This window comes from Streptomyces sp. NPDC091972 (genome assembly GCF_044756385.1).
Lineage (GTDB): Bacteria > Actinomycetota > Actinomycetes > Streptomycetales > Streptomycetaceae > Streptomyces.
Genome location: NZ_JBIVSV010000009.1, coordinates 225,801 through 248,277 on the forward strand (window position 1 = coordinate 225,801; position 22,477 = coordinate 248,277).

Genomic DNA, 22,477 nt, shown 5'->3' on the forward strand with positions numbered 1-22,477 from the left:
CCCCCGACCGCGGGTCCCGTGTCCCCTGCGCGGGGCCCGCACCCCCACCACCGATCGAAGAGCGAGGGCAGGACATGGCCGCCACGACGCACACCCACGTACGCATCGCCGCCCGACCTCGCCCGGCTCGCACGAGTGCCATCGGCGAAAGGCAGCCCCGAGGCACGACGACACCTGGGGACCAGGACCGGCCGACCGACGCACGGGTGTGGAACTGGGCGGAGAGCGCGACCCTCTCCGGCTACGGCCCGTCCGCCCTCGACTTCCTGTGATCCGGCGCCAGTCCCACGAACCACTCGAACCACGACCACCGAAAGTGAGATCACAGCCATGGACATGAAGCTCGAAGTCGTCATCCTGCCCGTCTCCGACGTTGACCGGGCCAAGGGTTTCTACGTGGAACAGCTCGGCTGGCGCCTCGACGCCGACTTCCCGATCAACGACGGGTACCGGATCGTGCAGGTGACCCCGCCCGGCTCGGAATGCTCCGTCATCTTCGGCGAGGGCCTCACCCAGCAGGAGGCGGGCACACTGCACGGCCTCCAGCTGACCGTCACCGACATCCTCGAAGCGCAGAAGGAGCTGACCTCCCGCGGCGTGGAGGTCTCCGGCCCGTTCCGTGACGAGACCGGCGCCTTCCACCATGCCGGCGACACCCACCGCGTGCCCGGCACGCACCCCGAGCGGGCCAGCTACGGCACCTTCGCCGCCTTCAAGGACCTCGACGGCAACGAATGGTTCCTCCAGGAGGTCACCGAGCGCGCCCCCGGCCGCTGAGCCCGTCACCCGCAACCCACCGGCAACCGGCAACCGGAGGACACATGCCGACCGAGAACACCCACACGTACGACGTCATAGTGATCGGCGCGGGCCCGGTCGGCGAGAACGTCGCGGACCGCACCACCGCCGCAGGACTGAGCACCGTCCTCGTGGAGAGCGAACTGGCCGGCGGCGAGTGCTCCTACTGGGCCTGCGAACCCAGCAAAGCCCTGCTGCGCCCCGTCCTGCTGCGTGCCGACGCCGCGCACATGCCGGGTCTGGCGGCCGCCGTCGAGAAACCCCTGGACGTCGACGCCGTCCTTGCGCACCGCGACCGTATGTCCGCCGACTGGAAGGACGACGGCCAGGTCGAGTGGATCAAGTCGGCGGGCATCGACTTCGTACGCGGCCACGGCCGGCTGGCGGGGGAGCGGGAGGTGTCCGTGTCGACCCCCGAGGGCGACACCGTACGACTCGCGGCCCGGCATGCGGTCGCCGTGTGCACCGGCAGCAGCGCGGCCCTGCCCCCGCTCCCCGGCATCGAGGAACTGCGGCCCTGGACGAGCCGGGAGGCCACCAGCGCCCGGCGGCCGCCGCAGCGCCTCGTCATCGTGGGCGCCGGAGTGGTGGGCGTCGAGATGGCCACCGCCTGGCAGGCCCTGGGCAGCCGGGTGACCCTGCTCGCCCGGGAGGACACACTCCTGCCGAAGCTGGAACCCTTCGCGGGCGAACTGGTCACCGAACGACTGCGGGAAGCCGGCGCGGACGTCCGGTTCGGTGTCTCCGTCACCGGCGCGGAGCGAACAGCACCCGGTGACGTCAGGGTCACGCTGTCGGACGGCGAGGTGCTCACCGCCGACGAGATCCTCTTCGCCACCGGCCGCGCCCCCCGCTCGAAGGACATCGGCCTCGACGCCGTCGGGCTGGAACCGGGGGACTGGCTCACCACCGACGACAGCCTCACCGTCACCGCCGTCCCCGGGAACTGGCTGTACGCCGTGGGCGACGTCAACCAGCGGGCCCTGTTCACGCACCAGGGCAAGTACCAGGCCCGCGTCGCCGGAGCCGTGATCGCCGCCCGCGCCAGGGGCGAGCGGCTGGACACCGGCCGCTGGGCGCCGCACAGCAGCACCGCCGACGCCGAGGCCGTCCCCGGCGTCGTCTTCACCGACCCCGAGATCGCGTCGGTGGGCCTGACCGTCCGCGAGGCCGAACACACCGGGCGGGACGTCGAGGTCGTCGACTACGACATCGGCCACCTCGCGGGCGCCGCCCAGTACCGCCCCGACTACCGGGGCCGGGCACGCATCCTCATCGACCGGGACCGGCAGGTCGTCGTCGGCGCCACCTTCGTGGGACCGGGTGTCGCCGAGCTCCTGTACTCGGCCACCGTCGCCATCACCGGGGAGGTGCCGGTCGAGCGGTTGTGGCACGCCGTACCCGCCTTCCCCACCATCAGCGAGGTGTGGCTGCGCCTGCTGGAGACGAGGAGGGACTCATGACCACCGCACGCGACCTCACCCTGGTCGCACTCGGCCTGCCCGCCGAACGGCCCGTGGCTCAGGGCGACCTGTCCCTCGCGCTTGCCGGGGCCGAGGCCATCGACCTCCTGGGGAGCGGGGCGCTGACCCTGGACGGCGACCGCATGCTGCCGGGCACGGTGGCACCGACCGGTGACCGTCTGCTGGACGAGGCGTCGGCCTCGCTCTCCCGGCGGGAGCCGTACGACACGGTCGCCGAGTGGCTGTGGCGGCGCGGCGCGGAACTCGCCGCGTCCTACGCAGCCGACCTGGAGAGGGACGGGCTCGTCGTCCACCCGCGGGGCCACCTCCGGTTCCGGTCCGCCCGCACCGTCCTGGTCGACTCACCGGCCCGCCGCGCGGCGGAGGAACGCAGGGCGGCGGGCGAGCCGGTGCTCGGCGCGCTGTTGGCGGCCGCGGGCATTGCGGAGGACCCGGATGGGACCGCCGAAACCCTCGCCGGTGACGCGGTCACCGCCGTGCTGGCCGCGGTCGGTGACGCGGTGACGCAGGTGGAGGCCGTACGGCTGCGGCGGGACGTGGAGAACGCGGCGTTCGACAACATGTGGCGGGCGTAGGCGGGGCGTACTCAGCGGGTTTCACGGCCTCCTGTCGCGCCCGGCACACGATCGACCGAGGTCGGTGTCAGTCGGAGTCCCTCTCGACCAGGGTGTACATCACGGACCGCTGCTGCTTGTGGCGCCGGATGCGGCCCTTGGCGACCAGGGACTCCAGGGTGTTGCGCACCACCTGCGGGGTGGGGTTGCGGTCCGGGTGCTTCTCCAGGAGTTCGTCCCGCAACTCCTTCGCCAGACGCGGTTCCTCGTACTGGCCGAGCAGTTCCGTCAACAGGTCGCCGAGCAGCGGCTGGTGCGACTTCCCCTTCGCACCGGCCTTCGCCGTGGTGGTGGCCGTGGCGGACTTGGCCGGCGCGGCACGTCGAGCGGAGGCTCCAGCGCGTTTCTGATTCGCCTTTGCGACGGCCGGCTCGTCCTGCACCTGCTCGGGCAGACGGGACGCGTCCGCGAAACCCTCGTACCGCTCGGCGAGGTTGAGGATGTCCGAGAGCAGCGCCTCCTCCTGCTTCAGGACGGTGATCCTCTCCTCCAGCTCCTTCTGTCGCCGACGGTTCTCCTCCAGGTCCGACGCGGCTTGAGCTACGTACCGCGATCGGAGCGTGGCGGCTGACTGGCTGGTCACAACCGTTCACTCCCTCGATATGAATGACGTGGCGCATGGTACCCACGCTCCAAAAGCCCGTGCGGACAAGTGTCATCGCCGGAAGGTTCGTCCGGCATGCCCGTTTCTCACGATAGGCGCTGACGCACCCGCACGCGGTGCCCTTCGTTCGTACTGCCCGGTAAGTGTGTCGCAGAACCGCCGCCATGGCGATCCCTCGAACCGTCAGTTCGGGGGAGATCGGTCCGTCCCGTCTGAGGACGTCCTCGTTCGTGAGCGCCGAGCAGTCGAACATATGTGTCTCGGTGACGGCCTTGGTTCACATGTGACCGGGACATGTCGCGGGCGGGCACCCGGGACGACGGAAAACGAGTGCGGGCGCCCCGGGGAAGAGGGCGCCCGCACGGATGGGGGGGAGGGCAGGACCCTCCCGACGGCTCAGCCGCGTACCGTCACCGGAGGAGTGTTGTATCCCTCCGCCCGCAGCCTCGGCCGGTTCGACGGCAGGGCGGACGCGGGCCACGACAGTGTGACCGTCCGGCTCTCACCGGGCAGCAGCCACAGGTAGTTGTCGTCGTAGAGCGTCGGCAGCACCCGGGCGCCGTCCTCGTCCAGCAGGGAGAGCCGGACCATCGCCGCGACCTCGGACCCGCGGTTGCGGACCGTGGCGGTCGCCGTGCGCCTCTCCCCGTCACGCGACACCTTGGTGAGGGAGGCGGACAGCTTGGCCTTCCGGACCTGGTTGAGGGCGCGCAGGGCCTCAGGCGTGCGGCATCGCCAGTACGTGTTGCGCGACCGGACCTTCCCGGCCGCGTCCGTGAGGGTCAGCCGCAGCAGGTGCAGATCCGGCAGGTCCTCCGCGGGCGCCGCGGCGAACGCCGGGACCGAGGTGGCGGGCTCCACGTCCACCCGTGCGGTCCGCGTGCCGGCGATCCGGCGGCCGGACAGGTCGTAGGTCTCCGCCCTGACGGTCGCCCCCTTGAGCGACTGCCGGGTGTGGTTGACCGCGATGACCTGCCACTTCACCGGGTCGGCCTGGACGTGCAGGGGCTCGCAGGCGCTCCGGCAGCCGAAGTAGGCGCCGTTGACGTCGAAGTCGTAGTCGTACGTCTGCCAGACCGTGCTGTGCCAGGCCGGGTGGGACATCCACAGCATCAACCCGCTGGCGTTGTCCCACAGGTTGGCGTTCCACGCCTCGAACATGGCGCGGAAGTTCTCGTAGTTGACGAACTGCGCCTTGCGCGTGAAGTCGTCCAGGTCGCGGGCGGTGCCGAGGCGGGTCTCGATGGCCGCCTTGTAGTTCTGCGGTGCCTGGTTGCCGTGCTCGCTCCAGTCGTGGAGGTACCAGGCACCCCCGATGGGCCACTCGGGTCCGTCCTCGCCGACCATCGCGCGGGTGCTGGCGGCGGTGGAGACGACGGGCATGCCGATCTCGGTGTGGAAGCCGAAGTCCTTGCTGCCGTAAGTCGACGGGTCGAAGTAGCGCTCCGGCTCGACCCAGCCGTAGGGGCCGCCGCCGGTGACGAAGCCGCCGGCGGAGTTGTTCTGGTAGAGCACGCCGGGCACCTGGCTCTCGACCGCCTTGCGCATGCCCTCGTCCACCGCGGCCGGCGGGTTGCCCTCGTTGGCGCCGCACCACACCGCCACGCTCGGGTGGATGCGGTAGCGCAGCACGGTGTCGCGGGCCACGGACGCGAAGGCCTCGTGGTCCGGCGGGTCCATGCCCCAGGCGTTGGGGAAGTCGTTCCACACCAGGATGCCGTGGGCGTCGCAGGCGGCGTAGAACTCCTCGCGGTTGCTGCTGCCGACCCAGTTGCGGATCATCGTGAAGTTCATGGCCCGGTGCATGCGCACCGCCGCGTCCATCCGCTCGGCGGGCATCCGGCGCAGCAGCTCGTCCCAGCCCCAGTTACCGCCGCGCACCAGCACCCGGACACCGTTGACGCTGATCTTCAGCGGGTCGGGGGTGTTGGTGACGGTCGTGACATCGGTCCAGGTGTCGCCGTCGTCGGAGACCTGAATGGTGTACGTCTTCGGGTACGCCTGCTCCCAGACGACCGCCACCCGGTCGAAACGCCGGCTGGCGCCCAGGTCGACCTGGAGCCACTGGTTGTCCTCGTAGGCGGAGGACCAGCGGGTGCCGGGATCACCGTCGGTGGCGTGGGCCGCGAGGTGGCCGTCCGCCTCGCTGGAGGCCCTCGCGTCCCGGTGCAGGGCCAGGTCGGTGCCCGGCTCCGCGCTGTCGATGACGGTGAGGGACCACAGGGAGTTGCCCCAGCTGGTGTTGCGCACGCCGCAGGACAGCCGGACGTAACGGGCCGTACGGGCCTCGAAGTCGGTCACCCGCAGGCTGGCGTCACCGCTGTTGAAGGGCAGCGGCACGGCCCTGTTGTCCACGGACGCGGCGTCCGTCCACTGGTCGCCGTCCGTGGAGACCTGCACGACGAAGGTCCGCGCGTAGGCCTGCTCCCAGACCAGGTCGACCCGGTCGAACGACTGCACCGAGCCGAGGTCGACGCGGATCCACTGGTCGTCGGCGAAGGCGGAGGACCAGCGGGTGCCCGGGTCGCCGTCGGTGGCGTTGGCGGCGGTGTGACTGTCCTCGTCGGTGGTGGAGGCCTCGGCCGGGGCGTGCAGGGCGAGGTCGGTGCCGGGGCGGGCACTGTCGAACACCGACAGGGTCCACAGCGAACTGCCCCAGTTGGTGGCCCGGGTCAGGCAGCGCACGCGGACGTGCCGGGCGCGCTGGTCGCCGAGCTGGACGGTCTGGGTGTACGCGTCGGAGGACGGGGTGAACTTCAGCGGGGTGTCGTACTCGTAGCCGAACTGCCGTATGCCGAAACGGGTGGTGCGCCGGTCGCTCTCGGCGCCGCCGCTGCGGGCGACGAGGGTGAGCTCGTGCAGGGTGGGCTCGCCCAGACCGTTGGGCCACCACAGGTCGGGGTTCTGCACCCGCAGCGCGCCGAACGCGTCGGGAGTGAAGATGACATCGATGTCTTTCCCTGCCGGGACGGTGACCGTGCGCGAGACGCGGACGTCGCCGAAAGCGGCGGAGACGGTGGCCTCGTGGTCGGTGGTGTCGGCGTTGCGCACCGGCACCGTGAGGGTGAGCTCGGCGACCGACAGGTCCGGCAGCTTGGGCAGCACGGTGTCCACACGCGGGTCGCCGATGACGATGTGCCCGGTCGATCTCAGCCGTACGTGGTTCCAGATGCCCGCCGCCCGGTCACGCACCGCGGGCATCCAGTCCCATCCCGAAGAAGCGAGGTACGTCGGTGAGTTGAGGTTCATCGTGTTGGCTCCGGCGTCCACCCAGGCCTCGCCCGCCGGGCCCTTGTCACCGGGGCTGCCGGGCACCGGCATGGGGGAGACGCGCACGGCGAGCGCGTTGCCGCCCTCCGCGGCCAGCAGGCCGGTGATGTCGTGGGCGGAGCGGGCGAAGGGGAACGTCACCTCGCCCACTCCGTGTCCGTTGAGCCAGATCTCGGCCTTGTGGTTGACGCCGTCGAACTCCAGCCAGACGTGCCGTCCGCTGCCGGTGCGCAGGCCGCGGGGCAGGTCGAAGTCCCGCCGGTACCACCAGGAGTGCCGGGACAGCGCCTCGGGGACGCGCAGGTTGTTCAACCCCGCGACCGGGTCGGGCAGGTGACCCTGGTCGACCAGGGTGCCAAGGACGGTGCCGGGCACGGTCGCGGGCAGCCAGCGGCTGGTGTCCGTGCCGGTCCGCGACAGGGCCGGGCCGTCGCCGCCCGCCCAGTCGTCCATCGTGAGTGTCCATCCCGACTCCAGCGGCACCGTGCCGTCGGCGGCCACCGTGAGCCGGGGCGCGTCGTGGCGGTGGGTGCCCCAGTCGGTCCAGCCGGTGGCCTTCGGGCGGTGACCCGGGGCGGTGCCGTACACCGCGAAGCCGTTGAGGCCGAGCGGGTTGTCGCTGGAGCGCCGGCGGGCCGTCATCCGTACCCAGCGCGCCGTGACCGGGACCGACAGCGGGATGTCCACCACGCCGCCGGTGCCGGCCGTGGTGCGGTAGACGCTGCTCCAGGATTCGTGGTCGCGGGAGGTCTCGACGACGAACTCCCTGGCATAGCTGGAGAGGATCTCCTTGCCGGTGGTGCCCGACCGGGGGTTGCCCTCGGTCGGCGGGGTGAACACCGGGTCGCTCGCGTCGGCTTCGAAGGTCAGCCGTACGCGGTCGACGCGGCAGTCCGCCTGCAGATCGACCTCGATCCACTGCGGGTCGCCCGCCTCGGCCCGCCAGCCGGTGCCGCGCACTCCGGGGCCGGGGAGCGCGTCCACCGCGAACTCGGCGGGAGTGGGTGCGTAGGCCTGCGAGGAGACCCGGACCGGGCGGTAGGCGGCGAGCTCACCCGGCGCGGCGGAGGCGGTGGAACCGGTGACGCCGGCGGTTCGGGGGGCGGCTTCGGCAGCCGGTGCGAGGACCGTGCCGAGGCCGAACCCGGCCAGCAGCGTCGAGCCGGTCGCGACGAGAGTGCGTCGGGAGGGGTGTCGCGGACACGCCTGTTCGACCATGTGTAGTCGTCCAATCACAACGGGTGAGAGAGGAGGGTGCGGGTCGTCGGCGGCGGGGGTCTCCCCTCGCTCTGACAACGTTGCCATAGGCTGTGGCGGCGGACACGTCCCTGTCAAGACCTGTGACGACATGTGGGGCATTCGCCTCGGTCGCGCCCGAGTGCGAGACATGTGCGGGTGTGTGTCCGCGGGCTCGGTCGGACGACGGGTCTGCCGCAATGTGTTTCTCTGGCGGGCTTGTCATATGGGTGGCCCCGGGTGTGGACTACGGAAGGCGCAGGCCGGTTCCGGGGCCGGATGCCGGGACGGCGTCTGGCGTGCCGAGGTTGCGGCCGGTGTGCTCGTGGTCCGTTCCGGGGGGGGGGTCGGTGACGGCGCTGTCGGCGCGGTTTTGGCGTGCGGTGGCGAGGGCTGAACGGCGCACGGTCGCGTCCCCTTCGCGGTCGGCCCGGCCCTTTCCCGTCGGATCTCCGCCCAAGGAGCATGCGGTCGCGGAATCCGTTCACGTTGCAGGCACGTATCCGCAGACGGGGGCGTGAGGTGTGTCGGGGGCGGGGAGCCCAGGAGTAACCGGTTGGAAGGGTGGCGGCAGTGGCTCGCGTGCCGGGCACTGCCTCCCCCTCGGCCCACCGAAACGCATGGGCCCAGCGCACCACCGGTGCGCTGGGCCCAAGGCTCCGTTGCCGGAGTCAGCGGGCGGCCGTGGCCGGCGCGGACTTCTTGCGGGCGCGGTAGGCGGCAGCCTTGATCTTGTTGCCGCAGGACTCCATGCCGCACCACTGGCGTCGCATGCCGCGGGAGCGGTCGATGTAGACCCGGGTGCACTCGGGGTTCCCGCACTCCTTCATCAGGGGCACGTCGGGGCCGCTGAGCAGCTCGACGGCCTGTCGGGCGACGGTGGCGAGAGCCTGCTCGGGCGTCGCGTCGGTGTGCCGGCCCGACAGGGTGAGCTGCGGGGTCGCGGGTGCCTTGCGCGCGGCGGCGTTGAGCACGGCGAGCGCCTCCCGGTCGAACTCCTGGCCGAGCCGGCGGTCGGTGACGAGCCGGTAGACGGCCTCGCGTACGGTCGTGGCCTCCTGGACGTCCTCCTCCTTCCCAGGAGTGATCGCGTCCACCAGCCCGGACTCCAGGTACCAGGCGTTCAGGCGCTCCGGCGTCACGAACATCTCGAACCGGGTCGAGCGTCGGGCCCGGAGCGTGGCCGCGAAGTCGAGAGCCGGGTGCCCGCATACGAAGACATGGTCAAGATTCACATCACCATTTTGACAGGTGACTTATCCGGAACGCAAGAAGCGTCACCCCTCCAACCGGTTCCCGGGACGGCGGCGTGTCCGTGATCGTACCGGCATCGGCCCCGAGGGGCCTGGTCAGAGCGGTTCAGGGCGGTGTTCGACGAGGGTGGGTCCCCCTTCTCCCTGATGACCGGCTCCCGGGGTCAGGCGAAACTCGCGGCCCTGCCAGCGGCGGCGCAGCCAGCGGTCGTGGCTCGCGACGACGATCGCGCCGGGGCCCGGACCCAGAGCGGCCTCCAGTTCGTCGCACAGGGCGGGGGAGAGGTGGTTGGTGGGCTCGTCGAGGAGGAGGAGCCGCGGCGGGCAGGCCACCAGGAGGGCCAGCGCGAGCCGCCGGCGCTGGCCCACGGACAGGTGGCCGACCGGCTTGTCCAGATCCGCCTCGTGCATCAGGCCGAGCGAGCTCAGCGGCACTTCCTCGGCCCGCCGGATGCCCAGCGCCTGCTCGTAGGTGTCGCGGACCGTGCGGTGGGGCCGCTCGAACGCGGTGTCCTGCGTGAGCAGTCCCACCGTCAGCCCACGCCTCCGGTGGACCTCACCCTCGGCCGGGAGACGTCCGGCGAGTACGGCGAGGAGCGTCGACTTGCCCGCCCCGTTGCCGCCCGTGACCAGCAGCCGGTCGACCGGTGAGATCTCCAGGCCGCTCACGGAGAGACGCCCGGGGACCCGGACGTCGCGCAGCGAGACCAGGGGACCGGAGTCCTCCTCGCTGCGCGCGGCCAGTTCCCCGGCGGCGAACCGCAGCGGGCGCGGCGGCTCGCCGACTCGGGTGCGCTCCAGCTCCTCCAGGCGCCGGGCGGCGTTGCGGACCCGGCGGGAGATCTGGCTCTGCACCCGGCCCGCCCGGTGGCCGTAGCCCATCTTCTCGTTGTCGGTGGGCCCCCGGTCCGGCGCGACCCGGTGCGCGGTCACACCCGCCGTCTGCCGCAGCCGCGTCAGCTCCTCCTGCTCCTCGGCGTACCGGCGCTCCCAGCGATCTCGATCGGCGCGCTTCTGCGCCAGGTAGGCGCTGTAACCGCCGCCGTAGCGGACCGGGCCGTCCACCGCCGGGTCGAGGTCGATCAGGTCGGTGCAGACGGCATCGAGGAAGGCCCGGTCGTGGCTGGCGGCGATCAGGGTGCCGGGCAGTTCGCGGAGCTGCTCCTCCAGGAAGACGGCGGCTCCGTCGTCGAGGTGGTTGGTCGGCTCGTCCAGCAGCAGCGCCGAGGGCCGCCGTACGAGCAGGGCGGCCAGGGCGAGGCGGCCGCGCTGCCCGCCGGAGAGGGAGTGGAGCGTGCGGTCGTGAGCGAGCGCACCGAGGCCCAGCCCGTCCAGCACCAGGGCGGCGCGTCGGTCGGCGTCCCAGGACTCACGGTCCTGGGCCTGTTCCAGGCGCCTGCCGTAGGCGTCGAGGAGCTCCTGATGGGCCGGATCATCCTCGGGGACGCGGGCGAGTTCCGCGCCGAGCCGGTCCAGCTCGGCAAGGTCCTCGCGGGCCTCGCGCAGTGCCTCGTCCAGCACTGCGGCGATGGTGGCGTCGGCGTCGTAGGGCATCTCCTGGTGGAGGAAGCCCAGGTCGGCGGGGCGGGTGACGCTGCCCGCGTCGGGGATGTCCACGCCGGCGAGGACGCGCAACAGGCTGGACTTGCCGACGCCGTTCTCGCCGATCAGGCCGATGCGCCGGCCGGGGGCGGCGGTCAGGGAGATGCCGTCGAGGACGCGGCGGTCGCCCAGGGTCCGGACGAGGTCGTGGGCGAGCAGCGCGGGCTGCGGGGCGTGCTGGGGCATGGGGAACCGTCCGACGTGTTCGGTGTTCGGCCCGCGGGGCGTCTCGCCTCGGACGCGGGCCATGTCACACGTCGGCGGTTCACACCTCGGGGGCTCCCGTCTCCGTGAGGGTGCCGTCGGCCAGCCGCAGCCAGCGGTTCACACCGATCTCGGCGAGGAACCGCTCGTCGTGGCTGACCACCATGAAGGCGCCCTGATAGGAGTTGAGGGCGCCCTCCAACTGGGCGGCGCTGACCAGGTCGAGGTTGTTGGTCGGCTCGTCGAGCAGCAGCAGGTGCGGGGCCGGTTCGGCGCACAGCACACAGGCGAGGGTGGCGCGCAGGCGTTCGCCGCCGGACAGCACGCCGACCGGCAGGTGGGCGCGGGCGCCCCGGAAGAGGAAGCGGGCGAGGAGGTTCATGCGTTCCGCCTCGGGCCGCTCGGGGGCGAACGCGGCGAAGTTCTCCGCGACCGTGCGGTCCAGGTCCAGCAGGTCCAGGCGCTGCGAGAGGTAGGCGATCCGGCCGTCGTTGCGCTTGATCTGACCGCTTTCCGGCGTGAGGTCACCGGTGACCAGTCGCATCAGGGTGGTCTTTCCGGCGCCGTTGGGGCCGGTCAGGGCGATGCGCTCGGGGCCGCGGACGGTCAGATCGATCCCGCCCGGGGCGAACACCTGCTTCTCCCCGAGGCGGGCCTGCAGGCCCTCGCCGATGAAGAGGTTGCGTCCGGCGGGTACCTGGGTGTCGGGCAGTTCCAGGGTGAGGCGCTGCTCGTCACGCAGCGCGCGTCCGGCCTCGTCCAGGCGTGCCTTGGCCTCGCTGACGCGGGAGGCGTGCATCGTGCCGGACTTGCCCGCGGCCTCCTGCGCGCCGCGTTTCATGTTGCCGGCGAAGATCTTGGGAAGGCCGGCGTTCTTGAGGTTCTTGGAGGCGTTGCTCATGCGGCGCTCGGCGCGTTCCCGGGCCTGCTGCATCTCCCGCTTCTCCCGCTTCAGCTCCTGCTCGGCGTTGCGGACGTTCTTCTCGGCGACCTCCTGCTCGGCCCGCACGGCTTCCTCGTAGTCGGTGAAGTTGCCGCCGTAGAAGCGGAGTTCGTCGCTGCCCAGCTCGGCGATGCGGTCCATGCGGTCGAGCAGGGCACGGTCGTGGCTGACCAGCAGCAGGCAGCCGGTGAAGTCCGAGAGCACGTCGTAGAGCCTGTGGCGGGCCTCGGTGTCGAGGTTGTTGGTGGGTTCGTCGAGCAGCAGGACGTCGGGGCGCCTGAGCAGCTGGGCGGCGAGGCCGAGGGAGACGACCTGGCCGCCGCTGAGCGTGCGCAGACTGCGGTCCAGACTGAGGTCGGCCAGACCCAGGCGGTCGAGCTGGGCGCGGGTGCGCTCCTCGATGTCCCAGTCGTCGCCGATGGTGGCGAAGTGCTTCTCGTCGACGTCCCCGGACTCCACGGCGTCCAGGGCGCGGATCACGCCGGCGATCCCCAGCACCTCGGCGACGGTGAGATGGCCGGTCAGGGGCAGGCTCTGCGGGAGGTAGCCGAGGATGCCGCCCGCGCTGAAGGAGCCGGTGGCGGGCTTGAGTTCACCGGCGAGCAGTTTGAGCAGGGTGCTCTTGCCGGAGCCGTTGGGGGCGACCAGGCCGGTGCGGCCACCGGGCACGGTGAAGGACAGGTCCTGGAAGACGGGGGTGTCGTCGGGCCAGGCGAAGGAGAGGTTCGAGCAGACGATCGCGGCGTCGGACATGGAGGTGACCTCGAAAGGACGGAGGGCAGAGCTGGTGCCGCTGCCCTGGGCAGACGTGGGAAAAGGGGACGACGAAACGGACCACCTCGGCAGCGCTCCTGAGCGCCGGCCGGTGGCCGTCAGATCCGGATCTCACCCGGAGATGTCGTCTTCACCCACCACGTCTGTGACTCCTCGATCGACGGTCAATGTCTCCCCAAGCCTAACAGCCGGCCCTCCGACCGGTCGACGGGGTTTGCTCCTGGGTCGCCTCATACGTGTGCGCGACTGCCCCTGCTGTTTGACAGCTCTGTCGGTGCATGCCAGCATCGTCACCACTTGAACCGGTGACGATGTCGAATTCGCTCGACAGGGGTCACATGTGCCGGAAGGAGCGCACACCATGGCGGACGAGCCGAAACCGAGGGCTGGGGGCGCACCGGTGGGGCGGCGGGCGATGCTGGGCATGCTCGGCGCGGGTGCGGCCGGGCTCGCCGCCGCGCCCTACCTCCAGCGGGGTTGGGAGGGGTTCCTGGCCGGGGCCTCGGAAGTCGACGCGACGGGCCTGACCGGACTGCTGCCCAATCCGGGCGGCTTCCGCTACTACAGCGTCGTCGGCTCGGTCCCGCACAAGGACGAGACGAACTACGCGCTCACCGTCGGCGGGCTGGTGGACCGCCCGAGGACGTACACCCTCGACCAGTTGCGCGCGATGCCGCAGACCCGGGTCGTCCACGACGTGCTGTGCACCGACGGATGGCGGGTGGACGACACGCCCTTCGAGGGGGTGAGGCTCGCGGACATCCTCGACGACGCCGGGGTGCGTTCCTCGGGTGCCGCGATCCGGTTCACCTGCTTCGACGGCGCCTACAGCGAGAGCCTCACCCTGGAACAGGCGCGCCGCCCGGACGTCCTGGTGGCACTGAACATGCAGGACAAGCCCATCACCCACGCGCACGGCGGCCCGGTCCGCCTCTACGTGGCACCCATGTACTTCTACAAGTCGGCCAAGTGGCTGTCCGGCATCTCGGTCACCGACAAGGTCGTTCCCGGCTACTGGGAGGAGCGCGGTTATGCGGTCGACGGCTGGCTCGACGGAGCGGACCGGCACAGCGGCGCGGCCTGAACACCAGGGCCGCATACGGCGGTTCAGCACCGCCGAGCGGATGGTCCACCGGGCCACCGGTTACCTGATGCTCCTCTGCCTGGTCACCGCCGCCTGCCTCTACCTCGGACCGCTGGCCCAACTCGTCGGGCGGCGGCACCTGATGGTCACCGTCCACGAGTGGTCCGGCATCACACTGCCCGTGCCCTTCCTGCTCGGCCTCCTCTCACCGGCCTTCCGTGCGGACCTGCGTCGCCTCAACCGCTTCGCGGTGTACGACCGTCAGTGGCTGCGCGCCGTCCGCAGGCGCCGTACCTCGCCCGAGGCGCGCCCGGCCGGCAAGTTCAACGCGGGGCAGAAGCTCTACGCGGGCTGGATCGCCGGCGCCGTGCCGGTGATGATGTTCACCGGCCTGCTGATGTGGTTCCTGGGGCTGCTGCCCTTCATCTCCCGCACCAGCGCGATCTTCGTCCACGACGTCCTGGCCTGGGCGATCACCTTCGTCCTCCTCGGCCACATGCGCAAGGCGTTCGAGGACCCCGAGGCGCGGCTGGGGATGCGCACCGGATACGTCAGCCGGTCATGGGCCGGGCGGCATCACTCGCGGTGGCTGCGCGAAGAACAGGTGGATGACGGCATGGCCGACACGGCTGACCGTCGGATGACCTAACGGGTCCGCGACAGGGCGCGGTCGGCAGTCGTGGACACCGACCGTCAACTGACTGTCGCCGACGCAAGGGGCACCTGCGAGCCTGGGACCAGGTCGATAGCCGCCAGGTTCACCCGACCACCGAATCTCGACACACACCTCACGTCACCGCTTTAACAGGTGATACAGTCCGGTCGGTCTTGGCCCACCCGTGTGCCCCGCACATGTGTCGCCCGTGGCCGGACACCCCCTACTTCTCCGATGGGAAACCCATGAGACGACTTCTGACTGTCCTTGCGGCCGGTGTTCCACTGGCTGCGGCGGTGTATCTGCCCACCGCCTCGGCGGAGACCGAGGCCGCCTCCGCCACCACCGCCTTCACCTGCTCGGCGCCGGCCGTGAAGGCTCCGGCCGGCACCGAGGTGGAGTCCGTGACGGCGGTCAGCCGGGAGGGCGGCACCATCGCCGGTACCGGGGTCCTCGGCGGTTCGGTCTCCGGCGTTCCCGCCTACTGCGAGGTCACGGTCACCCTCACCCACCCCGGGGACGACGACCACGCCACGGTGCGGACCTGGCTCCCCGCCACCGGCTGGAACGGCCGCTTCCAGGGCCTCGGCGGCGCCGCCTACCTCGCCGGTGACAACAACGTCGGCCTGGGCACCGCGGTCAAGGGCGGCTACGCCGCCGTCAGCACCGATGCCGGCGTCGGTGACGCCCTCGACACGAGCTGGGCACTGAACAGCGAAGGCCGGGTCAACACCGCCCTGTTGAAGAACTTCGCCTCCCGCTCCCAGCACGAGGCGGCGGTCGTCGGCAAGGAGGTCGTCGACGCGCTCTACGGCAGGCGTCCGTCGTACTCCTACTTCACCGGCTGCTCCACCGGTGGCCGCCAGGGCTACATGGAGGCCCAGCGCCACCCCGACGACTACGACGGCATCCTCGCCGACGCGCCCGCCGTCAACTGGGACGAGTTCGAGGTCGCCACCCTGTGGCCCCAGGTCGTCATGAACAACGAGAGGACCTACCCGTCCCGGTGTGAGTTCACCGCCTTCACCGACGCCGCCGTCAAGGCCTGCGACTCCCTCGACGGCGTCAAGGACGGCCTGGTCGACGACGCCTCCCGGTGCGACTTCGACCCGCGCCGGCTCATCGGCACCAAGGTTCTGTGCGAGGGCGAGGAGCTGACCATCACGGCGGCCGACGCCACCGTCGTACGCAGGATCTGGGACGGACCGCGCACCGCCTCCGGCAGGAAGCTCTGGTACGGCGTCCCCGCCGGCGCCGACATCTGGGCCCTGGCCGCGCACACCGACCCCGACGCCGACGGCAACGTCGCCGGTTCGCCCTTCCCGGTGCCCGCCGCCTGGCTCAAGCTCTGGGTGGCGAAGGACCCCTCCCTCGACCTCTCCACGATCACCTACAGCCGGTTCACGCAGTTGTTCCAGCAGTCCCAGGCCGAGTACGACAAGGTCATCGGCACCGACGACCCGGATCTGTCGGACTTCCGCAAGTCCGGCGGCAAGCTGCTCACCTGGCACGGCGAAGCCGACCAGTACATCCCGACCCAGGGCACCGTGCAGTACCGCCAGAAGGTCGAGCGGGAGCTGGGCGGCACCAAGAAGGTCGACGACTTCTACCGTCTCTTCCTCGCCCCCGGCACCGACCACTGCGGTCTCAACGGCACCGACGGTTCCGCCGACGGCCTCGCCGCGCTGACCGCCTGGGTCGAGCACGGCAAGGCCCCCAAGACCCTTCCGGCCACCCTGGTCGACGCCCAGGGCCGGAACGTCTCCCGCGACCTGTGCGGCTACCCGCAGGTGTCCCGCTACAAGGGCCACGGCGACCCGGCCGTCGCGTCCAGCTTCAAGTGCGTTTCCCCCTCCCGGCACTGACCGGGCGAACGACGACCGACTGACCTGAGAAAGGCCTGACCATCATGAGCCCCCAGACATCGGCCCCCGCGCCCGCGGCGGCCACGGACGAACGCTCCTCGCTGCTGAGGCTGTACCTGAGCCGAGGTGTCCTGGCCCTGGCCTGGGCGCTGGCGTTCGCCGGAGCACACGAGGACGTCGACGCCGTGGCGATCACACTCCTGGTCGCCTACCCGCTGATCGACGCCGTGTCCTCGCTGCTCGACTACCGGGCCACCCCGAACGGTTCCGAGCGCCGGGTGCTGGCGTTCAACGGGGTGCTCAGCGCGCTCGCCGCCCCAGCGCTCGGTATCGCCGGTGCCGGGGGCGCGGCGCCCGTGCTCCACGTGTTCGGCGCCTGGGCGTTCGTCTCCGGAGCGGCCCAGGTGGTCGTCGGACTGCGGCGGCGCGGTCCCGAACTGGGCAAGCAGTGGCCGACCCTGATCTCGGGCGGACTGTCCTTCCTCGTCGGCATCACCTACAACATCCAGGCCGCGGGCGCCGACCCCTCGCTCGACGTGCTGTCGGTGTACGCCACGGGCGGCGGCGTGTGGTTCATCCTCCAGGCACTGCTCCTGGGCTGGAGGTCCCGCCGGCTTCGCATCCGGACCACGTGACCTGCTCCCACCCCCCACGTCGCCCCGCGGCCGTCCCGGCCGCGGGGCGACGTGCGTGCGGGGCCGGTGGCGTGCGTCGGCCGCCTGTCCCAGGGGGCGCGAGTGGCGCTGTACCGGCGGACCGTGAGCGGCTGTCCGCGCCGTCACCGGCCGCCGGGGCCTTACCGCTGCGGCAGACACATGGACGCGGGGTGCCAGGCCTGTGTGCGCCTGGAGCGCGGTCGCCTGGTGGTGGGGGAGGGCTGTCGGCATGTCAGGGAATCTGGGGGCGAGAGTAAGCCGGTGCAGCGCGAGTCGCCGACCCGTGCAGATGTTCACCGCCTCGGGGAAGGGTCGTCGCAGCAGGGCGCGTTGTGGCATCAGGCGGGGCACTGCGGACGGGCCATGGGGTGACGGCGGCACGACGAAAGGGGCCCGCGCACCGCGCGGGCCCTTCCAGTTGCAGATGAACTCGGTTGCAGAGGAACTCAGTTGTGGATGAACTCAGTTGTCGCTGTTGAGAAGGGTCAGCACCCGCAGCACCTCCAGGTAGATCCACACCAGCGTCAGGGTGAGACCGAACGCGGCCAGCCAGGCCTCCCCGCGCGGGGCCCCGTACGCGACGGCGTCCTCGACCTGCTTGAAGTCCATGGCGAGGAAGGCCGCGCCGAGCAGGATGCCGACGACACCGAAGAGGATGCCGAGGCCGCCGCTGTGGAAGCCGAGGCCGTTGCCCGCGCCGAAGGCGGAGAAGAGCAGGTCGGCGACGAGCAGCAGGACGAAGCCGGTCGCGGCGGCGGCGACGAACCCGGTGAACCGCCGCGTCACCCTGATCCACCGCATCCGGTACGCCAGGAGCACACCCGCGGACACCGCGAAGGTGCCGAGCACCGCCTGGACCACCACACCGGGCGCGATGTACGTAGAGATCGTGCTGGAGAGTACACCGAGGAAAACACCCTCGAGCGCCGCGTAGCCGAGGATCAGCGCCGGGGACGGGGCCCGCTTGAAGGACTGGACCAGCGACAGTACGAAGGCGACGAGAGCCGCGCCCACCGCGATGCCGTACGAACGGCTGAGGTGCGCCTCGTCGACGGGGAGCAGGAGCCAGGACAGGACGGCCGTCAGGGTCACCGCGCCGAGCGTCGTCGCGGTGTGGACGACGACGTCGTCCATCGTCACCGTGGTTCCGGAGGTCCGCGGCGCGGTGTCCGCTCGGGGGGCGTAGGGGTTGGCCGCGTGGTCGTCCGTCGGCGCGCCTCCGACCGCCGCTCCCACCGGTCGCCGCGCGTAGGCCGCGGCCGGGCCCGCGTCACGGGCGGCGCCCCAGCGGGAAAAGATCGGGTTGCTGGTGTTCATGTCGTTCCTCCTCGTCCGCCGCACGCTCGCGGCCTGCGGCAAAGGGTTGTCATCGGGTGCCCGGGACGCATACGTGTGGCGGTGGGCGACGACGACCGGGCCGACGACGGCAACCCCACTTGCGTCACCACTCTGACAGGTGACGCAAGGTGAGGCAAGTCGTTCTTGGCCCGTCCGGACGCGACTGTCACCCAGAGCCGGCTGCGGTCATTCGGTGGTGGGTGCCACCGGTCCGGCGAGGAGCCGCCGGAGAAAGCCGTCCCAGTTCAGGCCGTCCATCTCCGACTCGGCCGGGGTGATCCGGTACGTCGCGTCCAGCCACTGCGCCAGCGGCGCCGCAGGGACCTCGAACAGGGCCTCCACATCCTGCGACTCGAGGAGCAGCCAGGACGAGGGCCGCTCCCTGGGCAGGGCGGGCCACATCCGTACGTCGCCGCAGCCGCTCATCGCCGTCAGGCCGCGGTGCAGGAGCTCGCGGCCGATGTGCCAGACGATGCCCGGCCCGCGTTCCGCCAGGAACTCGACCGTGATCACCGCGGGCATGTCCGCGTCGAAGTGGAACTCCGCACGTATCGGCAGCGGAGTGAACTCGTCCAGCATCTGATCGAGGTCCAGGAACAGCGGAGGCACGGACTGCTGGGACGCCGAAGACGCCTCCAGGGATGACTGATCGCGGTGCATGACGGGAGTTCCCTCCGTGGGACGAAGTCTGTGTGTCCCACTCTTCGCCGGGAACGGAACCCGCACATCGGTCAGTTGACGGTCGGCCTCCTGCGCCGGTGAGGACGCGGCAGGGCCGCGCGCGACCACCAGACGGGGGAGGGGACTGCGGTGACGTAAGTCATCGTCCCGGCGGCTGAGGTGCCGGGATTCAGCCGCTCAAGGGGAAGGAGCGGACGCCGGGTCGATGCGGATCGTCGCGGCCCGGGCCTCCGGGCTCGCGACGAGGGCCTCGGCGACCGGGCCGTACTTGGCACGGAAGGCGGCATCCAGCCCGGCGGACGGTTCGAGGCCACCGGTCGTGAGCAGGACGTCACGGCGGACGGCACCCACGCGGATCGTTCCGTGGCCGTGCTCCCGGGCCGCCCGGTACCAGCGGGAACCCACTCCCCGGTAGGCGCGGACGTACAGTGCGCCGTCGACGACCACCATGCCGATCTCCACCCCGGGGTGACCCGTGTTCCCGGCTGTCAGCACGAGGGAGTAGGTCTCGGAGAAGAGGGTTCGGTCCTCGGGTGCCCAGGCGGTCATCGGTTCAGGTCCTCGTTGCTGGGCGTCCGGGCGGTCCAGGAGGCGAGGATGCGCAGGCCGTCGTGGGACGAGGTGCCGGGTTCGGCGGTGAGGACCATCAGGCGTTGCCCGGAGCCGTCGGGACTGGCCCAGGTGTCGCAGTCCAGGGTGAGGTCGCCGACCACGGGGTGACGGTAGTGCTTCGTGCCGTAGGACGCGCTGCTGACCCGGTGTTCGGCCCACCAGGTACGGAAGTCGGCGTCCCGTACTGACAGTTCGCCGACCAGGCGGGCGAGCTCCGGGTCGCCGGGGTCGGCCGCGGCCTCCAGGCGCAGGGCGGCCACCGCGTCCCGGGCGTCGGGGTCCCACTCCTTGTGCAGCTCCCGCACCGCCGGGTCGGTGAACAGCAGGTTCACATAGTTGCGGCGGGCCGGCGCCAGTGCCGAGAAGTCGGTGTAGAGGGCGGTGGCGGTGGGGTTCCAGGCGAGGATGTCGAGGCGTCTGCCGAGGACGAGGGCGGGGGTGTGGGTGAGCTGGTCGAGGAGGCGGCGCATGGCGGGCCGCAGGTGTTGGGGTTGGCGGCCGCGGCGTCGTGGGCGGTCGTCGGTGCGGCCGGCGAGTTCGTACAGGTAGCGCTCCTCGTCCTCATTCAGGTGCAGGGCGCGGGCGAGGGTGGCGAGGACGGGGGTGGAGGCGCGGACGCGGCCCTGTTCGAGGCGGGTGTAGTAGTCGACGCTGATGGCGGCGAGTGCGGCGACTTCTTCGCGGCGCAGTCCCGTGACCCGGCGGGCGGAGTCCGTGGCGGGCAGGCCGCACTGCTCGGGACGCAGTTGTGCCCGGCGGGCCCGCAGAAAGCCACCGAGGTGGGAGTCGGGTGTGGGTTTCATGCTCTCCAGTGTCATGCGGCCGGACCAGGTGCGACACAGGTGTGAGGGGGCAGGATCCTTCCCAGGCAGAAACCTGCCTCTCCCGAGGACGGAACGGACGGCGGATGGTGGATGTGTGCCCGGCGGAGACCGGGTGCTTCCGACTTCGTCCCTCACGTCTTTCAGGAGTGTTTTCCATGTCCTTCACCCGCGTCAGCTTCGACAGCGCCGGCATCGAGATCGCCGCCCACCTCCACACCCCCGACACCCCGGCCACCGGCCCCCGTCCCGCCCTGGTGGTCGGCCACCCCGGGACCGGGGTCAAGGAACAGACCTCCGGCACCTATGCGGCGCTGATGGCCGAGCGCGGATTCGTCACCCTCGCCTTCGACGCCGCCTACCAGGGCGAGTCCGGCGGCCTGCCCCGCGGCCTCGAGGACTCCGCCCAGCGCATCGAGGACTTCAAGGCCGCCGTCTCCTACCTCACCACCCGGGAGGAGGTGGACGCCGAGCGCATCGGCCTGCTCGGCATCTGCGCCTCCGGCGGCTACTCGCTGGCCGCCACCGGCGGCGACCACCGCGTCAAGGCGGTCGCCACGGTCTGCACCGCCGAGCCCGCCCGCCAGTTCCGCTTCGGCGCCGACGGCTCCCAGGACCCGGCCGTCTTCCAGGCCCTGCTGGACGCCGCCGCCCAGGCCCGCACCCGCGCGGCCCGCGGCGAGGACCCGGGCGTCCTGACGATGTTCCCCGACACCGCCGAGGAGGCGGGCGCCCTGGGCGGCGAGCACGGTATCGAGGGCTGGGAGTACTACTGCGGCCCCCGTGGCCACCACGAGCGCTCCGCGAAGTTCCTCACCTGGGACAGTGTCGACAAGATGGCCTCCAGCGACGTCTTCCGTGCCGTCCCCCTCATCGGCCCCCGCCCCATGCTGCAGATCATCGGCGAGCGCGCGGTGACCGCATGGATGGCGATCGAGGCCCACCAGGCGGGCACCGGGCCCAAGGAGCTCCACCGCATCCCCGGCGCCAGCCACGTCGACCTCTACGACAAGCGCGAGTACATCGACCAGGCCGTCGAGAAGCTCACCGACTACTTCGCCGCACACCTCGACAAGTGACCGGCCGAGCCAGGACGGGGACACCTGCGGGAGGGGCCGACAGCCTGTGCTGTCGGCCCCTCCCGCAGGTGTGCACGGATCACTTCGCCTGGAGCGGCCCCGCCAAGGACTTGCGCAGCGACCCGGAGGCCAGGGGAAGGAGCGAGGCGAGCATTCTGCCCTTGACCGTGCTCGGCTCCCGCGTCAGCTGGACGTCGACCCGGGTGCCGTCGCCCTCGGGGGTCATCCTGAACACCCAGCCGCCGCCGGCTCCGAAGAGCTTGGAGTCAAGGGTGGTGACGGTGACCGTGTCGCCGGCGGGCTCCCAGTCGTAGCGCGCCCGCTCCCAGGCGGCCTCGGTCCCCTCGGTGACCTCGGCCCAGGTGTCACCCAGGTCGTGGACCTCGAAGTGCTCGGCGTCGATCGTGGGCCAGACCTGGACGCGGGAGGGACCGAAGTCGGTGAGCACTCCCAGCACGTCCTTGGGGCCGAGCTGGGAGACGAGGTGGAAGCGTACGACTGCCATGGGATGTCCTCACCGAGAAGTAACCGTTCTGAATGGTGACGCGAGATTCCCATGGTGTCGCGTCACCTGTCAAGATGGTTACTTTTGTTGGTCGACGCAGTTCCAGCGGCTCCTGGCCGGCCTGGCCGAACTGCTGCGCGGCCGCATCACAGGGCTCCCCCCGAGACGGCCCGCGAGCTGGTCTCCCCGACCGTCGCGTACACGGCCGGTCTCTGGCCGTTCGCCCACACCTCGCCGGCCGTCAGCGAAGCCCAGCGGGCCCTGGAACTCGCCGCCACGAAGGTCGACTTCGTCGCCCGGCTTGGACGCATCCTGCACGTTGCTGTGACCAGACTGCTCGCCCTTCGCTGACGCCCGCGCGAGAATCCGTGTCGGGCCGGCACAGCCATCCCGCCGTGA

Annotated in this window: 20 protein-coding genes; 10 read left to right on the forward strand and 10 right to left on the reverse strand. The window is 71.3% G+C overall.

The annotated features are described in order from the left end of the window. Positions 1–74: 74 nt before the first annotated feature. From ACIQJT_RS26430 to ACIQJT_RS26445, 4 genes are read left to right on the forward strand one after another with little or no spacing between them, the layout of a single operon-like run. A complete protein-coding gene (locus ACIQJT_RS26430; protein WP_365460906.1) occupies positions 75–272 on the forward strand; it encodes a hypothetical protein in 198 nt (65 codons plus the stop codon). 58 nt (positions 273–330) lie between these two features. Continuing rightward, positions 331–777, forward strand: a complete 447-nt coding sequence (locus ACIQJT_RS26435) for a VOC family protein (RefSeq protein ID WP_402647455.1) — start codon at positions 331–333, stop codon at positions 775–777. 44 nt (positions 778–821) lie between these two features. Beyond that, positions 822–2,261, forward strand: a complete 1,440-nt coding sequence (locus tag ACIQJT_RS26440; RefSeq protein ID WP_402647457.1) for a dihydrolipoyl dehydrogenase family protein — start codon at positions 822–824, stop codon at positions 2,259–2,261. Next, the gene (locus tag ACIQJT_RS26445) at positions 2,258–2,857 is read left to right on the forward strand and encodes a GPP34 family phosphoprotein (RefSeq protein WP_402647460.1); all 600 of its coding nucleotides are present in this window, start codon (positions 2,258–2,260) and stop codon (positions 2,855–2,857) included. The genes ACIQJT_RS26440 and ACIQJT_RS26445 overlap by 4 nt, the downstream gene beginning before the upstream one ends. A gap of 67 nt (positions 2,858–2,924) precedes the next feature. Here ACIQJT_RS26445 and ACIQJT_RS26450 read toward each other — a convergent pair whose 3' ends face one another. The 5 genes from ACIQJT_RS26450 to abc-f all read right to left on the reverse strand — a co-directional run bounded on the left by ACIQJT_RS26450 (position 2,925) and on the right by abc-f (position 12,761). After that, entirely contained in the window at positions 2,925–3,479 is a 555-nt protein-coding gene (locus ACIQJT_RS26450; protein WP_365460914.1) for a hypothetical protein, read from the reverse strand. 417 nt (positions 3,480–3,896) lie between these two features. After that, on the reverse strand, positions 3,897–7,988 hold the full coding sequence (locus tag ACIQJT_RS26455) for a discoidin domain-containing protein (RefSeq protein ID WP_402647464.1): 4,092 nt from the start codon (positions 7,986–7,988) through the stop codon (positions 3,897–3,899). A gap of 689 nt (positions 7,989–8,677) precedes the next feature. Beyond that, positions 8,678–9,241 carry a CGNR zinc finger domain-containing protein gene (locus ACIQJT_RS26460; protein WP_402647467.1) on the reverse strand — a complete coding sequence of 188 codons (564 nt, stop codon included), beginning with the start codon at positions 9,239–9,241 and terminating at the stop codon, positions 8,678–8,680. A gap of 114 nt (positions 9,242–9,355) precedes the next feature. Next, positions 9,356–11,047, reverse strand: a complete 1,692-nt coding sequence (locus tag ACIQJT_RS26465; RefSeq protein ID WP_402647469.1) for an ABC-F family ATP-binding cassette domain-containing protein — start codon at positions 11,045–11,047, stop codon at positions 9,356–9,358. A gap of 79 nt (positions 11,048–11,126) precedes the next feature. Beyond that, the gene (gene abc-f / locus ACIQJT_RS26470; RefSeq protein WP_402647472.1) at positions 11,127–12,761 is read right to left on the reverse strand and encodes a ribosomal protection-like ABC-F family protein; all 1,635 of its coding nucleotides are present in this window, start codon (positions 12,759–12,761) and stop codon (positions 11,127–11,129) included. A 382-nt stretch (positions 12,762–13,143) separates the two neighbouring features. Here abc-f and ACIQJT_RS26475 point away from each other — a divergent pair, with 382 nt between their 5' ends. From ACIQJT_RS26475 to ACIQJT_RS26490, 4 genes are all read left to right on the forward strand, one after another. After that, the gene (locus tag ACIQJT_RS26475; RefSeq protein ID WP_402647474.1) at positions 13,144–13,866 is read left to right on the forward strand and encodes a molybdopterin-dependent oxidoreductase; all 723 of its coding nucleotides are present in this window, start codon (positions 13,144–13,146) and stop codon (positions 13,864–13,866) included. After that, positions 13,814–14,515 carry a cytochrome b/b6 domain-containing protein gene (locus ACIQJT_RS26480; protein ID WP_402647477.1) on the forward strand — a complete coding sequence of 234 codons (702 nt, stop codon included), beginning with the start codon at positions 13,814–13,816 and terminating at the stop codon, positions 14,513–14,515. The genes ACIQJT_RS26475 and ACIQJT_RS26480 overlap by 53 nt, the downstream gene beginning before the upstream one ends. Before the next feature lie 251 nt (positions 14,516–14,766). Continuing rightward, positions 14,767–16,386 carry a tannase/feruloyl esterase family alpha/beta hydrolase gene (locus ACIQJT_RS26485; protein WP_402647480.1) on the forward strand — a complete coding sequence of 540 codons (1,620 nt, stop codon included), beginning with the start codon at positions 14,767–14,769 and terminating at the stop codon, positions 16,384–16,386. 44 nt (positions 16,387–16,430) lie between these two features. Further along, positions 16,431–17,021, forward strand: coding sequence for a DUF308 domain-containing protein (locus tag ACIQJT_RS26490; RefSeq protein ID WP_402647483.1), 591 nt, complete (start codon positions 16,431–16,433; stop codon positions 17,019–17,021). A gap of 483 nt (positions 17,022–17,504) precedes the next feature. Here the strand turns inward: ACIQJT_RS26490 and ACIQJT_RS26495 are convergent, their stop codons facing one another. The 4 genes from ACIQJT_RS26495 to ACIQJT_RS26510 all read right to left on the reverse strand — a co-directional run bounded on the left by ACIQJT_RS26495 (position 17,505) and on the right by ACIQJT_RS26510 (position 20,476). Next, the gene (locus tag ACIQJT_RS26495; protein WP_402647486.1) at positions 17,505–18,359 is read right to left on the reverse strand and encodes a Bax inhibitor-1/YccA family protein; all 855 of its coding nucleotides are present in this window, start codon (positions 18,357–18,359) and stop codon (positions 17,505–17,507) included. Positions 18,360–18,566: 207 nt separating this feature from the next. Then, complete coding sequence (locus tag ACIQJT_RS26500) at positions 18,567–19,040, reverse strand: SsgA family sporulation/cell division regulator (protein ID WP_365460932.1); 474 nt, start codon at positions 19,038–19,040, stop codon at positions 18,567–18,569. 198 nt (positions 19,041–19,238) lie between these two features. After that, on the reverse strand, positions 19,239–19,610 hold the full coding sequence (locus ACIQJT_RS26505; protein WP_402647489.1) for a DUF2255 family protein: 372 nt from the start codon (positions 19,608–19,610) through the stop codon (positions 19,239–19,241). Continuing rightward, positions 19,607–20,476, reverse strand: a complete 870-nt coding sequence (locus tag ACIQJT_RS26510) for a helix-turn-helix domain-containing protein (RefSeq protein ID WP_402647492.1) — start codon at positions 20,474–20,476, stop codon at positions 19,607–19,609. Before ACIQJT_RS26510 ends, ACIQJT_RS26505 begins: the two co-directional genes overlap by 4 nt. A gap of 176 nt (positions 20,477–20,652) precedes the next feature. On the opposite strand from ACIQJT_RS26510, the gene ACIQJT_RS26515 reads away from it, so the two are divergent. Next, complete coding sequence (locus ACIQJT_RS26515; RefSeq protein WP_402647495.1) at positions 20,653–21,573, forward strand: alpha/beta hydrolase; 921 nt, start codon at positions 20,653–20,655, stop codon at positions 21,571–21,573. 79 nt (positions 21,574–21,652) lie between these two features. Here ACIQJT_RS26515 and ACIQJT_RS26520 read toward each other — a convergent pair whose 3' ends face one another. Beyond that, positions 21,653–22,078: a hypothetical protein gene (locus tag ACIQJT_RS26520; RefSeq protein ID WP_402647497.1), complete on the reverse strand. Its 426-nt coding sequence runs from the start codon at positions 22,076–22,078 to the stop codon at positions 21,653–21,655. A 51-nt stretch (positions 22,079–22,129) separates the two neighbouring features. On the opposite strand from ACIQJT_RS26520, the gene ACIQJT_RS26525 reads away from it, so the two are divergent. After that, positions 22,130–22,429, forward strand: coding sequence for a hypothetical protein (locus tag ACIQJT_RS26525; RefSeq protein WP_402647500.1), 300 nt, complete (start codon positions 22,130–22,132; stop codon positions 22,427–22,429). Positions 22,430–22,477: the final 48 nt, after the last annotated feature.

Coding starts and splice junctions, on each gene's coding strand:
- ACIQJT_RS26515 (WP_402647495.1), top strand. CDS start 20,653: ATGTCCTTCACCCGCGTCAGCTTCGACAGCGCCGGCATCGAGATCGCC.
- ACIQJT_RS26435 (WP_402647455.1), top strand. CDS start 331: ATGGACATGAAGCTCGAAGTCGTCATCCTGCCCGTCTCCGACGTTGAC.
- ACIQJT_RS26485 (WP_402647480.1), top strand. CDS start 14,767: ATGAGACGACTTCTGACTGTCCTTGCGGCCGGTGTTCCACTGGCTGCG.
- ACIQJT_RS26445 (WP_402647460.1), top strand. CDS start 2,258: ATGACCACCGCACGCGACCTCACCCTGGTCGCACTCGGCCTGCCCGCC.
- ACIQJT_RS26430 (WP_365460906.1), top strand. CDS start 75: ATGGCCGCCACGACGCACACCCACGTACGCATCGCCGCCCGACCTCGC.
- ACIQJT_RS26510 (WP_402647492.1), bottom strand. CDS start 20,476: ATGAAACCCACACCCGACTCCCACCTCGGTGGCTTTCTGCGGGCCCGC.
- ACIQJT_RS26475 (WP_402647474.1), top strand. CDS start 13,144: ATGGCGGACGAGCCGAAACCGAGGGCTGGGGGCGCACCGGTGGGGCGG.
- abc-f (WP_402647472.1), bottom strand. CDS start 12,761: ATGTCCGACGCCGCGATCGTCTGCTCGAACCTCTCCTTCGCCTGGCCC.
- ACIQJT_RS26465 (WP_402647469.1), bottom strand. CDS start 11,047: ATGCCCCAGCACGCCCCGCAGCCCGCGCTGCTCGCCCACGACCTCGTC.
- ACIQJT_RS26490 (WP_402647483.1), top strand. CDS start 16,431: ATGAGCCCCCAGACATCGGCCCCCGCGCCCGCGGCGGCCACGGACGAA.
- ACIQJT_RS26520 (WP_402647497.1), bottom strand. CDS start 22,078: ATGGCAGTCGTACGCTTCCACCTCGTCTCCCAGCTCGGCCCCAAGGAC.
- ACIQJT_RS26525 (WP_402647500.1), top strand. CDS start 22,130: ATGGTGTCGCGTCACCTGTCAAGATGGTTACTTTTGTTGGTCGACGCA.
- ACIQJT_RS26495 (WP_402647486.1), bottom strand. CDS start 18,359: ATGAACACCAGCAACCCGATCTTTTCCCGCTGGGGCGCCGCCCGTGAC.
- ACIQJT_RS26480 (WP_402647477.1), top strand. CDS start 13,814: ATGCGGTCGACGGCTGGCTCGACGGAGCGGACCGGCACAGCGGCGCGG.
- ACIQJT_RS26505 (WP_402647489.1), bottom strand. CDS start 19,610: ATGACCGCCTGGGCACCCGAGGACCGAACCCTCTTCTCCGAGACCTAC.
- ACIQJT_RS26500 (WP_365460932.1), bottom strand. CDS start 19,040: ATGCACCGCGATCAGTCATCCCTGGAGGCGTCTTCGGCGTCCCAGCAG.
- ACIQJT_RS26440 (WP_402647457.1), top strand. CDS start 822: ATGCCGACCGAGAACACCCACACGTACGACGTCATAGTGATCGGCGCG.
- ACIQJT_RS26455 (WP_402647464.1), bottom strand. CDS start 7,988: ATGGTCGAACAGGCGTGTCCGCGACACCCCTCCCGACGCACTCTCGTC.